The sequence below is a fragment of the Mesorhizobium sp. M7A.F.Ca.AU.002.02.1.1 genome, from assembly GCF_003998535.1.
Classification (GTDB): Bacteria; Pseudomonadota; Alphaproteobacteria; order Rhizobiales; family Rhizobiaceae; genus Mesorhizobium; species Mesorhizobium ciceri.
Map to the genome: position 1 here is coordinate 1 of NZ_RZPB01000102.1, position 12,332 is coordinate 12,332.

A 12,332-nucleotide genomic window follows, 5' to 3' on the forward strand; every position below is an offset into this window, starting at 1 on the left:
GTCCTATTCCAAGGGCGGCTACATCGCGCGCGGTTTCGACGACATCGAGTGGCTCTGAGCTCCGTCGTTCCTGAACCCGCAAACAGAAATCATGGGAGGAAACCATGGCAGCTTCATTTGATCTGAACAACGACGGCGTGGTCGTCATCATCGGTTCGGGCGCCGGCGGCGGCACGCTCGGCAACGAACTTGCCCAGAAGGGTGTCGACGTCGTCATCCTGGAAGCCGGCGCGCGCCACGAATACGAGGATTTCGTCAATGACGAGTGGGGTTCGTTCGCCCAGCTCGCCTGGACCGACAAGCGCACCACGTCCGGCGACTGGCGCGTGGCAAAGGATTTTCCGAACCTGCCGGCCTGGATCGTCAAGTCGGTCGGCGGTTCGACCACGCATTGGGCGGGAGCCTCGCTGCGCTTCCAGGAGCACGAGTTCAAGACGCTCTCGACCTATGGCAAACTGGAAGGCGCCAACCTGCTCGATTGGCCGATCACGCTGGCCGAGATGGAGCCCTACTACGCCAAGGCCGAGGCCAAGATGGGCGTCACCGGCACCAATGACTGGCCGCGGCTGCCGGGCAACAACAATTTCAAGGTGTTGAAGGCCGGCGCCGACGAGCTCGGCTACAAGGAATGCCACACCGGCAACATGGCCATCAACTCGGTCGATCGCGACGATCGTAATTCCTGCCAGCAAACCGGCTTCTGCTTCCAGGGCTGTAAATGGGGCGCCAAATGGTCGACGCTCTACACCGAGATCCCCAAGGGCGAGGCGACAGGCCATCTCGAAGTCAGGCCGAATGCCATGGCGATCAAGATCAACCACGACGCCAGCGGAAAGGTGACCGGCGTCGTCTACGCCGACAAGGACGGCAAGCTGCAGGAGCAGAAGGCGCGCATCGTCGCGGTTGCCGGCAACTCGATCGAGAGCCCAAGGCTGCTGCTCAATTCGGCGTCGGGAAAATTCCCCGATGGGCTTGCCAACTCGTCGGGCCAGGTCGGCAAGAACTACATGCGCCACACCACCGGCTCGGTCTATGCCATCTTCGACAGGCCGGTGCATATGTATCGCGGCACCACCATGGCCGGCATCATCCGCGACGAGGCGCGGCATGATCCGTCGCGTGGGTTCGTGGGCGGCTACGAGTTCGAGACGCTGTCGCTCGGCCTGCCGTTCATGGCCGCATTCCTCGATCCGGGCGCCTGGGGGCGCTCGTTCACCACCGCACTCGATCACTACGACCACATGGCCGGCCTGTGGATCGTCGGTGAGGACATGCCGCGCGCGGAGAACCGCATCACGCTGCATGCAGACGAGAAGGACGCACACGGCATGCCGATCGCCGACGTGCATTTCGACGACCATCCGAACGACACGGCGATGCGTAACCACGCCTACAAACAGGCTACGGCACTTTACGATGCGGTCGGCGCCACCCGCACCTTCCCGACGCCGCCCTATCCCTCGACCCACAATCTCGGCACCAATCGGATGAGCGAGAAAGCGGAAGACGGCGTCGTCAACAAGCACGGCCAGGCGCACGACATCAAGAACCTGTTCGTGTCGGACGGCAGCCAGTTCACCACCGGGGCCGCCGAAAACCCGACCCTGACGATCGTGTCGCTGGCGATCCGCCAGGCCGACTACATCGCCGCGCAGATGTCGGCAAAGACGATCTAGTCACATCCTCCCGACGGACTGCTGGCGCGGAACCCGCAAGGTTCCGCGCCTTTTTCTTGCCACCCTTATTGCTTGGTGCAGGTCGATGCGGTGAAGGCGCCGTCGGGTTGCTTCATGATGATGTCGAAGGAGGGCACGGTTTCGCCGTCAAGCGTCGCCTGGGTCAGCGACAGCGAGTTGCCGCCGGCGGTGTAGCCGCCCAGTGGTCCCAGCCAGGAAATCACGCCGTTCGCATCCATTTGGTAGTTGTACCCTTGCTGAGCGGGGCCGAAGCCGCCGAGGCTGGTGTAGACAGGGCCGCTGTAGACGTTCCCCTTGATGGTGATGTCGCCGAGGCTGAGGAACATGCCAAGCAGGTACACTTCGCAATGATAGGTGCCGTCAGGCATCTTGCCATCGCTGAAATCGGCTCGCGCGGCTCCGGTTGCTGCGGCCAGAAGCAGTATGCCGATGAAAAAGCGTGAAATCCCTGAAATCATGACGTCGCTCGTTTGAAGAGCGAGCTTGCCCTATTTTTGCACCGCGCCGCAACATCGGTCGCCCAAGGCGCCGCTATTCAGATCAAAATCTAGGCAGTCTGGGAGAATGAGCGAAAATTAGGCAAAAACTGTGTAAGCTGCGCAAATTTCCCTCAATCGATTTCTGGCCGGCTCTCTTTGTTTTGGAAGCCCTATGTTCCAAAGCGCTGATATCTATGAACTATTTGTACCCTTTCGGGATCGCTGGAGCGGTTGGCATGGGGGTTGCATTGTAGTGTTGCGGTGCAATCAACTAGCTTGGGAGTCCGTAATATGAGGGGTAATTTCTCGACAATAACAAAAATGTTTTCGGCTGGTGCGGTCGCCGCCGGCCTGTTGATGTCGGCTCCGGCCAAGGCCGCCGACGACACGATCAAGGTCGGCATTCTCCATTCGCTCTCGGGGACCATGGCGATTTCGGAGACGACACTGAAGGACGCCATGCTGATGCTCATCGACGAGCAGAACGCCAAGGGCGGCCTGCTCGGCAAGAAGCTCGAGGCGGTGGTCGTCGATCCGGCTTCCAACTGGCCGCTGTTTGCCGAAAAGGCGCGCGAACTGATCTCCAAGGACAAGGTTGCGGCGGTGTTCGGCTGCTGGACCTCGGTGTCGCGCAAATCGGTGCTGCCGGTGTTCTCCGAACTCGACAACATCCTGTTCTATCCGGTCCAGTATGAGGGCGAGGAGAGCGAGCGCAACGTGTTCTACACGGGTGCGGCGCCGAACCAGCAGGCGATCCCGGCGGTCGACTATCTGATGAGCGAGGACGGCGGTTCGGTTAAGCGCTGGGTGCTGGAAGGCACCGACTACGTCTATCCGCGCACCACCAACAAGATCCTCGAGGCCTATCTGAAGGCCAAGGGCGTGGCGGCTGAAGACATCATGGTCAATTACACGCCGTTCGGCTTCTCCGACTGGCAGACCGAGGTTTCGGCGATCAAGAAGTTCGGTTCGGCCGGCAAGAAGACCGCCGTCGTCTCCACCGTCAACGGCGACGCCAACGTGCCGTTCTACAAGGAACTCGGCAACCAGGGCATCAAGGCCGAGGACATTCCGGTCATGGCCTTCTCGGTCGGCGAGGAAGAGCTTGCAGGTCTCGACACCGCGCCGCTGGTCGGCCATCTCGCCGCCTGGAACTATTTCGAGAGCATCGATACGCCCGAGAACAAGAAGTTCATCGCCGACTGGCACAAGTTCATCAAGAACGACAAGCGCACCACCAACGACCCGATGGAGGCCCATTATATCGGCTTCAACATGTGGGTGAAGGCGGTCGAGAAGGCCGGCACCACCGATCCGGACAAGGTCATCGACGCCATGATCGGCGTGTCGGTGCCGAACCTGACCGGCGGCTATTCGACGATGATGCCGAACCACCACATCACCAAGCCGGTGCTGATCGGCGAAATCCAGGCCGACGGCCAGTTCGAGACCGTGTCGCGCACGCCGGGCCTGGTGATGGGCGACGAATGGTCCGACTATCTGCCTGATTCCAAGGACCTGATCTCGGATTGGCGCGCGCCTCTGTCCTGCGGCAACTTTAATGTTGCCACCGGCAAGTGCGGCGGCAAGGGCACGAACTGATCCCTCCCAGGGCTGACCCAGTCAGACCGCGCGCGTCCGGACGGCTTCCTCCGCCGTCCGGACGCCCACTTCAACCTTCAGGGGTTACCAGAAACCAATGACCTTAATCCGCACGGGTTTGATGCTGTTGTTCCTGCTGGCGACACTGTCGTCATCGGGCGCTGGCGAAACCGATCTGCGCGGCATCATCGCCAAATTCGCCACGGCCAAGGGCTTTTCCGAGATCGGAGCCGTCGTCCACGAACTGGCAGCCGCTGGCGACCCGGCGGTGGAGCGGCCGCTTGCGGCACTTGCCGACGGCAACCTCTATGTCCGCAAGGCCGATTCCCTGGTGTTTGTCGGCAAGGAAGCGGGCGAGAGCGTCCAGCTTTCCGACCCGTTGAGCGGGGAGGCATCGGGTGAGGCGGCCAAGGACGGCATCACCAAGATCAAGGTCAACAACACGCTGCGTCGCGTCATCCGCGATGCGTTGGGCACTCTGACGCTCGGCGCCAAGGATCCGGCTGTCCGCATCGCCGCCGCCGACACCATGTTCAAGACACCTGACGCCGCAAATATCGCCCCCCTCGATACGGCGATCGCCGGTGAGGCCGTGGCCAGCGTCAAGGCTCTGCTCGAACAGGCCCGTGCGGCCTCCGTTCTGGTCTCCGACCGGCCGGATGCCGAGAAGCTCACTGCCATCGCGCTGATCGGCGCGCGCGGCGACCGCGATGCGGTTTCCCTGCTCACCTCGGTCGAGGCGAATTCCACCGACGCGGTCAGGCAAGCGGCGACAGCCGCGATCGCCAACATCAATTCGACGCTGGCCTTTTGGGATGCCGGGCAGAACATCTGGTACGGCATCTCGCTGGGCTCGGTACTGCTGCTGGCGGCAATCGGCCTCGCCATCACCTTCGGCGTCATGGGCGTCATCAACATGGCGCATGGCGAGATGGTCATGCTCGGCGCCTACACGACCTTCGTCGTCCAGCAGGTGATCCGTACATCCTTCCCTGACCTGTTCGACTGGTCGCTGGTCATCGCACTGCCGCTGGCCTTTCTCGTCGCCGCTCTGGTTGGCCTGATCATCGAGCGCGGCGTCATCCGCTTCCTCTATGGCCGGCCGCTTGAAACACTGCTGGCGACATGGGGCGTCTCGCTGATCCTGCAACAGGCCGTGCGCTCAATCTTCGGGCCGACCAACCAGGAGGTCGGCAACCCATCCTGGATGTCGGGCTCGTTCAATGTCGGACAGTTGGCGATCACCTGGAACCGCCTGTGGATCCTGGTTTTCGCGCTCGCTGTCTTCGGCATCCTGCTCTACGTGATGAAGCGCACGCCCTGGGGCCTGCAGATGCGCGCCGTCACCGCCAACCGGCGCATGGCTGCCTCGATGGGCATCAGGACGCCGTGGGTCGACGCGCTGACCTTCGCGCTCGGCTCCGGCATTGCCGGCATTGCCGGCGTCGCGCTGAGCCAGATCGACAACGTCTCGCCCAATCTCGGCCGCGGGTACATCATCGACAGCTTCATGGTCGTTGTCTTCGGCGGCGTCGGCAATCTGTGGGGCACGCTGGTCGGCGCCTTCTCGCTCGGCATCGTCAACAAGTTCCTCGAGCCTTATGCGGGCGCGGTGCTCGGCAAGATCGTCGTGCTGGTGCTGATCATCCTGTTCATCCAGAAACGCCCGCGCGGCCTGTTCGCGCTCAAGGGGAGGGCGGTGGAAGCATGATCACGGGACGCTTCTTTGCCGCCGGCGCGGACCGCCGCATCGCCATTACGATCTCCATCCTGCTGGCGGTGGCCGTCATCGTGCCGTTGCTCAACCTTGCGGTGTCTCCTACCAGCGCCTTCTACATCCCATCCTACATCGTCGCGCTGACCGGCAAATATCTCTGCTATGCGCTGCTTGCCTTGGCGCTCGACCTGGTCTGGGGCTATTGCGGCATCCTTTCGCTCGGCCACGGCGCCTTCTTCGCGCTCGGCGGCTATGCAATGGGCATGTATCTGATGCGCCAGATCGGCTCGCGCGGCGTCTATGGCAATCCCGTCTTGCCCGACTTCATGGTGTTCCTGAACTACAAGGAACTGCCATGGTTCTGGTATGGCTTCGACCATTTCTGGTTCGCCGGCCTCATGGTGCTCGCGGTGCCTGGCCTGCTGGCTTTCGTCTTCGGCTGGTTCGCCTTCCGCAGCCGCGTCACCGGCGTTTATCTCTCCATCATTACCCAGGCGATGACGTATGCGCTGCTGCTTGCCTTTTTCCGCAACGACATGGGGTTCGGCGGCAACAACGGCCTGACCGATTTCAAGGATATTCTGGGCTTCAACGTGCAGGCCGACGCGACGCGCTCGGCGCTGTTTGCCGCCAGCGCGGTGATGCTGGCACTTGCCGTCTTCGTCACCTGGGCGATCGTCGGCTCAAAATACGGCAAGCTCTTGATGGCGGTACGCGATGCCGAGAGCCGCACGCGCTTCCTCGGCTGGCGGGCGGAGAACGTGAAACTGTTCGCCTTCACCGTCTCGGCCGTCATGGCCGGCATAGCCGGCGCGCTCTACGTGCCGCAGGTCGGCATCATCAATCCGGGTGAATTCGAGCCGGCCAATTCGATTGAAGTCGTCGTCTGGGCGGCTGTCGGCGGGCGCGGCACCATTGTCGGGCCGATCATCGGTGCGTTGCTGGTCAATGCCGGAAAATCCTGGTTCACCGGCGTACTGCCGGAGTTCTGGCTGTTTGCACTGGGTGGACTATTCGTCGCCGTCACGCTTTTGCTGCCCAAGGGCATCATCGGCATGTGGGACAGCTGGCGCGGCAACGCCAAGGCGTTGCGAGCTGCTTCGATTGCCGAGGAAGCCGGCACCGATGCCGATGTCTCGCCGCCGGCGAAAATCGTTCGCAGTGAAGCAAGAAAGCCAGGTGACTGGTCCGCCAGCAACCCCGAACCACAGCCGGCGGAGTGAGCGACCATGTCAAAGTCGAACACGATCCTTTATCTCGACGGCGTCTCGGTCTCCTTCGACGGCTTTCGCGCCATCAACAATCTGTCGCTGGTGCTCGACAAGGGCGAGATGCGCGCCATCATCGGCCCCAACGGCGCCGGCAAGACGACGATGATGGACATCGTCACCGGCAAGACGCGGCCCGACGAGGGCGAAGTGTTCTTCGACGGCCAAGTCGATCTGACCAAGCACGACGAGGCCGAGATCGCAATGATGGGCATTGGCCGTAAATTTCAGAAGCCGACCGTCTTCGAAAGCCACACGATCGAGGAAAACCTGATGCTGGCGCTGAAGGGTCCTCGCTCGATCTTCCCGGCGCTGTTTCACCGCCGCTCGGCCGCCGAGACGCGGCAGATTGATGACATCCTCGGCATCATCCGGCTTGGCGACAAGCGTGACGAACTGGCGGCCAATCTCAGCCATGGGCAAAAGCAGTGGCTGGAGATCGGCATGCTCTTGGCGCAGGACCCGAAACTGCTTCTGGTTGACGAGCCGGTCGCCGGCATGACCGATGCCGAGACCGAGGAAACCGCGCGGCTGCTCAAGGATATCGCCCGCGACCATTCGGTCATCGTCGTCGAGCACGACATGCATTTCGTGCGCGAGCTCGGCGTCAAGGTCACCTGCCTGCACGAGGGCTCGGTGCTCTCGGAAGGCACACTCGATTTCGTGTCGGCCGACGAGCGTGTCGTCGAAGTCTATCTGGGGAGATGAGCATGGTCTGGCGGGTTCAGTTCCATCACTTCGATCTGTCGTTTCTCAGGTTCTGGAGACGGCGCTGACATGCTCGAAGTTTCCAATGCCACGCTGCACTACGGCGCCGCCCAGGCGCTGCGCGGCGTATCGCTGAAGGCGGGCGCCGGCAAGATCACCTGCGTGCTCGGCCGCAACGGCGTCGGTAAGACCAGTTTGATGAGATCGATCGTCGGCCACCACCGGCTGACGAGCGGAAGCGTTGCCTTCGAGGGGAAGGCGCTCGACCGGAGCGCGGCGTATGACCGCGCCCGGTCGGGCATCGCATTCGTACCGCAGGGCAGGGAGGTCTTTCCGCTGCTCACCGTGCGGGAGAACCTGGAATCAGGCTTTGCGCCGCTGAGGCGAGCCGACCGCAACATTCCGGCGCATGTCTTCGAATTGTTCCCTGTGCTGAAGCAGATGCTCGGCCGTCGCGGCGGCGATCTTTCCGGCGGCCAGCAGCAACAGCTCGCCATCGGGCGGGCGCTGGTGATGCGGCCGAAACTGCTCGTGCTCGATGAACCGACCGAGGGCATACAGCCGTCGATCATTAAGGACATCGGCCGCGCCATCCGCTATCTACGCGACCAGGCGGGCATCGCCGTGCTTTTGGTCGAACAATATCTCGATTTCTGCCGCGAGCTCGCCGACGAGGTCAACATCATGGACCGGGGCGTGATCGTCCATACCGGCCCGGCTGAAGATTTAGACCGGGCTGATGTGCGGAAGTTCCTTACCGTCTAGCATTGGCGGTGAACTTCAGTTGGCGATCCGAAGTTCTTGCCAAGTCCAATATTTCTCCATCCGATCACCTGCGTCTCTGGCACGCTCAATATCGCGTGCTAGTCTTTTCCATGGCTTTGTGAGTCGGCCGCTTCCGTATCAGTCTGGTTATCGCAGATCGAGGACCACGGCCAATGCCGGGCAAGTTTCACGCAAGCAAGGCTGCCTAGCTTCCCTCCTGCGATCTCTGTCGTTCAAACGCGTTTGGGCACACAGGCTAAGGGACAGCCATGGAACGTTACGTCGAGGATTACCAGAAGCGGCGGCTTACCGAACGCGTCGACATCATCGCTGCCATCAATATCTTGAGATCACAGGGCTGCGACTACGACGATCTGATCGAGGAGATCACCAAGGTCTTCTATGTCGATCTCGATACCTTCAATGAGATTGTCATGGCGGCCTAGGAGCCGCATTCGTCTCCCCACGATCAGAGGCCGGTGTTGCGCGATTAGCTTGCGCGCCTGAACGGAGATGCGGTGACGCGGTTACGGCCTCCGCGCTTGGCGTCGTAGAGCGCCTTGTCGGCGGCGTTGAGCACCTTGTCGAAGCCGAGGCCTTCCTTGGTGCCGAAAGCAAATCCGGCACTGACGGTGCATATCAGCGAGCCTGTCTCGGTTTCGATGCGGTGCGCGGCGAAAGCTGCCCGTATGGCCTCGGCGGTGGCCTCCACCGTTTCGGGCAAGGTCCGCTTCAGCACCAGCGCGAACTCCTCGCCGCCCATGCGCGCGGCGACGTCGGCCGGGCGGCGATTGCTGGCGAGTTCCCGTGCAAACACCCTCAGCACCTCATCACCGGCGGCGTGGCCGAATTCGTCGTTGATGGCCTTGAAGTTGTCGAGATCGAAGACGACCACCGCCGTGAAGGCGCCGACCGGCGCATCGCCGTGCAGGTCGAACAGGGCGCGGCGGTTGAGCAGGCCGGTCAGCGGGTCGGTCAGGGCATTGTGGCGGTGATGCCGGGCCAAGCGTCCCTGATTCAGGGCCAGGGAAAGCGCTCCAATCCCGGTCATGCTGGCGATGACGATGATGAGGCTCAGTTCCTCGGCCCAGTTGCTTGGCGCATGTCCAAGGACCAGCTTTCCATCCAAGGCTAAAACCATGGCGCAGAGAGCGAAGGATGCGGCCGTGGCAGAATAGAGCGCGGTGATACCGATCGTCAGGGCAGGGGCTTCGTCGCGGCCCTTCCAGTATTCGACCGCCGTTGCGAACAGAAGCAAGGCGGCGAAGGCATTTTCGAACATGAAGCCCAGCCCGTCATAGCCTAGAGCCATGGGAGGCAACGTCACGGCCAGCGAAATGGCGCTGCCAAGTACAGTTCGGGGCACTGGCGAGCCGCCGGTTCTAAACTGGTAGGCCGCGCCCAGCATTGTCGAGAAACCGAGCAGGAGGAAAGCCAGCGTGGCGATGCCCAGCAGGCGCCCGGGCATGTCGATATAAGCGTCATAGACAAAAATATCGCCGACCACGAACACCAGGCTGATCGCCCATGTCAGCAGGAATTTCTCCGAGCGAGCGGTCAGCCACATGCCGAACAATGTCAGGCTCAGGCAGGCCGCGGAAAAACCGACAGCCAGGAGAAGTGAAGTGTAGTCGAGCGACATGCCCCTCGTCCTTGCCCGTGGCGGCCCAGATCTGCGACTGGTCTGGCTGGATTCATGCAGCAAGGAGGTATCGATAAGGTTACGACGGTGGCGAAGATGCCATGATTCCGCTGCGTCAGGGCACCGGTTGACCCTGGTCCACTCGCTTCATCAGTGCCATGGCGCCGAACGGCGCGCGCACCTTGCCCTCGGTGATGAAGTAAACGAACACGTCGCGCGGCTTGACCGGCGCATCGGTGGCGGGGTCGGCGCGCCGCAGGTCGGCCGGCTGCTTGCCTTGCGCCCAGGTCTTTACCCGCGCGGCCCATTCATCGAGGCCTTTCGGCGTATAGCAGTCGGGATTGTCATCGCTGCCGGTCTGCAGTCGGGCGTAGACGAAATCGGCGGTGATGTCGGCGATATCAGGATATTTGGCATGGTCGGCGTAGACGATCGCGGCCTTGTATTTTCGGGCAAGTGCTGCGAATTCCGGCACGACAAAACTGTCGTTGCGGACTTCGAGCGCATGGCGCAGCGCAACGCCGTCCTGCTTTTCCGGGAGCAGCTTCAGGAAGGCTTCGAAATCGTCCGGATCGAATTTCTTGGTCGGTGCGAACTGCCACAGGATCGGCCCGAGCTTTTCGCCGAGCGCCGCCACGCCGGAGCCAAGAAAGCGCATCATCGATTCGCCGGCCTCGCCCAGCACGCGCCGGTTGGTGACGAAGCGGTTGCCCTTCAGCGAATAGACAAAGCCGTCCGGCGCCTCGCTGGCCCATTTGACGAAGGTCGGCTCCTTGAAGCTGGAATAGTAAGTGCCGTTGACCTCGATGCTCGGCACCTGGCGAGTGGCGTAGTTCAACTGCTTGGCCTTGGGAAGCTTGTCGGGATAGAAGGACGTATCCCAGGGTTCGAAGGTCCAGCCGCCCATGCCGGCGCGGATTGTTCCCGATGTGCTCATTGTCATCCTCCCAATGCAGAAAAAGATCAGGCCGCGGTGATCTGATCGACGGTTTTGGCCATGTCGACGAGCACCCATCCTGGCCGGTAGGGATTGGGCCGGCGACCCGTTTCGTGGAAACCATAGGCAAGATAGAGCGCAATGTTCCGCTCCATCCTGGCGTTGGTGTAGAGCCGCACTTCTGGCAGACCCCAGAGATGGGTCTGCTCATCCGCGTGTTTCAGCAGCGCAATGCCGAAGCCCTTGCCTTGAAAGTCGGGGGAGACCGCGACGGAGAAGATCATCGCGTGGTCGTCATGTCGCTCCAGCGTGATCAGCCCGGCAAGCTCGCCGCCACTTTCCAGCAACCAGACCTCGCCGCGCACGATGCGCGGTGCATAGTCCTCGGTGACCGGGACCGGCGGCGCGCCGAACAGTGCGATGTAAGGCGCATAAGCCGCTTCCGTCAGCGAGACGACGGTTTGGAGATCACCGGCAAGCGCTCTTCTGATTGTCATTCAAAAGCTCTCCAGGCGCCAACCGGTCGATCACTCCGCCGCTTCGCGTTTGCCTCCGGGACGTCGCTCCAGAAGCTCCTTGAGGAACTGGCCGGTGTAGCTGCGCTTTTCGCGCACGATGGCTTCCGGCGTGCCGGAGGCGACCAGTTCGCCGCCGCCATCGCCGCCTTCGGGGCCGAGGTCGAGCACCCAGTCCGCGGTTTTTATCACTTCGAGATTGTGCTCGATGACCACCACCGTGTTGCCCTGGTCTACCAGTTCGTGCAGCACTTCCAGCAGTTTGGCAACGTCGTGGAAATGCAGGCCAGTGGTCGGCTCATCCAGGATATAGAGCGTCTTGCCGGTCGCCTTGCGCGACAGTTCCTTGGCCAGCTTGATGCGCTGCGCCTCGCCGCCGGACAGCGTTGTCGCCTGCTGGCCGATATGGATGTAGCCGAGGCCGACCTGCTTCAGCGTGTCGAGCTTGTCGCGCACGCCGGGCACGGCGGCGAAGAAATCGACGCCTTCCTCGACCGTCATGTCGAGCACGTCGGCGATCGACTTGCCCTTGAACAGGACATCGAGCGTCTCTCTGTTATAGCGCTTGCCGTGACAGACGTCGCAGGTGACGTAGACGTCGGGCAGGAAGTGCATCTCGATCTTGATGACGCCGTCGCCCTGGCAGGCCTCGCAGCGGCCGCCCTTGACGTTGAACGAAAAGCGTCCCGGCTGATAGCCGCGCGCCTTGGCCTCCGGCAGGCCAGCGAACCAGTCGCGGATCGGCGTGAAGGCGCCGGTATAGGTGGCCGGGTTTGAACGCGGTGTGCGGCCGATCGGCGACTGGTCGATGTCGATGACCTTGTCGAGGAATTCGAGGCCCTCGATGCGGTCGTGGTCGGCCGGATGTTCGCGCGAGCCCATGATGCGTCTCGAAGCGGCCTTGAACAGCGTCTCGATCAGGAAGGTCGACTTGCCGCCGCCGGACACGCCAGTGACGGCGGTGAAGGTGCCGAGTGGGATTTCGGCGGTGACGTTCTTCAG

12 protein-coding genes are annotated in these 12,332 nt (G+C 62.1%); 7 read left to right on the top strand and 5 right to left on the bottom strand.

The window, feature by feature from the left end:
* The first annotated feature begins 104 nt into the window (after positions 1 to 104).
* Positions 105 to 1,676: a GMC family oxidoreductase gene (locus EN879_RS09295; RefSeq protein ID WP_063167928.1), complete on the top strand. Its 1,572-nt coding sequence runs from the start codon at positions 105 to 107 to the stop codon at positions 1,674 to 1,676.
* A 65-nt stretch (positions 1,677 to 1,741) separates the two neighbouring features.
* Here EN879_RS09295 and EN879_RS09300 read toward each other — a convergent pair whose 3' ends face one another.
* Positions 1,742 to 2,155 (bottom strand): hypothetical protein, encoded by a 414-nt coding sequence (locus tag EN879_RS09300; protein WP_024503521.1) that lies wholly within the window; start codon positions 2,153 to 2,155, stop codon positions 1,742 to 1,744.
* Between the two features lie 312 nt (positions 2,156 to 2,467).
* Here EN879_RS09300 and urtA point away from each other — a divergent pair, with 312 nt between their 5' ends.
* The 6 genes from urtA to EN879_RS09330 all read left to right on the top strand — a co-directional run bounded on the left by urtA (position 2,468) and on the right by EN879_RS09330 (position 8,682).
* Positions 2,468 to 3,778, top strand: a complete 1,311-nt coding sequence (gene urtA / locus EN879_RS09305) for an urea ABC transporter substrate-binding protein (protein ID WP_013531849.1) — start codon at positions 2,468 to 2,470, stop codon at positions 3,776 to 3,778.
* Between the two features lie 97 nt (positions 3,779 to 3,875).
* Positions 3,876 to 5,489, top strand: coding sequence for an urea ABC transporter permease subunit UrtB (gene urtB / locus EN879_RS09310; protein ID WP_063167929.1), 1,614 nt, complete (start codon positions 3,876 to 3,878; stop codon positions 5,487 to 5,489).
* Positions 5,486 to 6,718, top strand: coding sequence for an urea ABC transporter permease subunit UrtC (gene urtC, locus EN879_RS09315; RefSeq protein ID WP_027161511.1), 1,233 nt, complete (start codon positions 5,486 to 5,488; stop codon positions 6,716 to 6,718). The genes urtB and urtC overlap by 4 nt, the downstream gene beginning before the upstream one ends.
* 6 nt (positions 6,719 to 6,724) lie before the next feature.
* On the top strand, positions 6,725 to 7,471 hold the full coding sequence (urtD, locus tag EN879_RS09320; RefSeq protein ID WP_013531846.1) for an urea ABC transporter ATP-binding protein UrtD: 747 nt from the start codon (positions 6,725 to 6,727) through the stop codon (positions 7,469 to 7,471).
* A gap of 69 nt (positions 7,472 to 7,540) precedes the next feature.
* Positions 7,541 to 8,236, top strand: coding sequence for an urea ABC transporter ATP-binding subunit UrtE (urtE, locus tag EN879_RS09325; protein WP_013531845.1), 696 nt, complete (start codon positions 7,541 to 7,543; stop codon positions 8,234 to 8,236).
* Between the two features lie 269 nt (positions 8,237 to 8,505).
* The gene (locus EN879_RS09330; RefSeq protein WP_013531844.1) at positions 8,506 to 8,682 is read left to right on the top strand and encodes a hypothetical protein; all 177 of its coding nucleotides are present in this window, start codon (positions 8,506 to 8,508) and stop codon (positions 8,680 to 8,682) included.
* 44 nt (positions 8,683 to 8,726) lie between these two features.
* On the opposite strand, the gene EN879_RS09335 is transcribed toward EN879_RS09330, so the two are convergent.
* The 4 genes from EN879_RS09335 to EN879_RS09350 all read right to left on the bottom strand — a co-directional run.
* The gene (locus tag EN879_RS09335; RefSeq protein WP_013531843.1) at positions 8,727 to 9,878 is read right to left on the bottom strand and encodes a GGDEF domain-containing protein; all 1,152 of its coding nucleotides are present in this window, start codon (positions 9,876 to 9,878) and stop codon (positions 8,727 to 8,729) included.
* Positions 9,879 to 9,993: 115 nt separating this feature from the next.
* Positions 9,994 to 10,815 carry a DUF72 domain-containing protein gene (locus EN879_RS09340; protein ID WP_063167930.1) on the bottom strand — a complete coding sequence of 274 codons (822 nt, stop codon included), beginning with the start codon at positions 10,813 to 10,815 and terminating at the stop codon, positions 9,994 to 9,996.
* Positions 10,816 to 10,841: 26 nt separating this feature from the next.
* A complete protein-coding gene (locus tag EN879_RS09345; RefSeq protein ID WP_063167931.1) occupies positions 10,842 to 11,312 on the bottom strand; it encodes a GNAT family N-acetyltransferase in 471 nt (156 codons plus the stop codon).
* Positions 11,313 to 11,342: 30 nt separating this feature from the next.
* Positions 11,343 to 12,332, bottom strand: a 990-nt coding sequence (locus EN879_RS09350; protein WP_127274020.1) for an ATP-binding cassette domain-containing protein, incomplete at its 5' end; no start/stop codon positions are given.

Excerpts from the sequence above, each read along its gene's own strand:
- EN879_RS09295 (WP_063167928.1), top strand. The coding sequence starts at position 105 with ATGGCAGCTTCATTTGATCTGAACAACGACGGCGTGGTCGTCATCATC.
- EN879_RS09300 (WP_024503521.1), bottom strand. The coding sequence starts at position 2,155 with ATGATTTCAGGGATTTCACGCTTTTTCATCGGCATACTGCTTCTGGCC.
- urtA (WP_013531849.1), top strand. The coding sequence starts at position 2,468 with ATGAGGGGTAATTTCTCGACAATAACAAAAATGTTTTCGGCTGGTGCG.
- urtB (WP_063167929.1), top strand. The coding sequence starts at position 3,876 with ATGACCTTAATCCGCACGGGTTTGATGCTGTTGTTCCTGCTGGCGACA.
- urtC (WP_027161511.1), top strand. The coding sequence starts at position 5,486 with ATGATCACGGGACGCTTCTTTGCCGCCGGCGCGGACCGCCGCATCGCC.
- urtD (WP_013531846.1), top strand. The coding sequence starts at position 6,725 with ATGTCAAAGTCGAACACGATCCTTTATCTCGACGGCGTCTCGGTCTCC.
- urtE (WP_013531845.1), top strand. The coding sequence starts at position 7,541 with ATGCTCGAAGTTTCCAATGCCACGCTGCACTACGGCGCCGCCCAGGCG.
- EN879_RS09330 (WP_013531844.1), top strand. The coding sequence starts at position 8,506 with ATGGAACGTTACGTCGAGGATTACCAGAAGCGGCGGCTTACCGAACGC.
- EN879_RS09335 (WP_013531843.1), bottom strand. The coding sequence starts at position 9,878 with ATGTCGCTCGACTACACTTCACTTCTCCTGGCTGTCGGTTTTTCCGCG.
- EN879_RS09340 (WP_063167930.1), bottom strand. The coding sequence starts at position 10,815 with ATGAGCACATCGGGAACAATCCGCGCCGGCATGGGCGGCTGGACCTTC.
- EN879_RS09345 (WP_063167931.1), bottom strand. The coding sequence starts at position 11,312 with ATGACAATCAGAAGAGCGCTTGCCGGTGATCTCCAAACCGTCGTCTCG.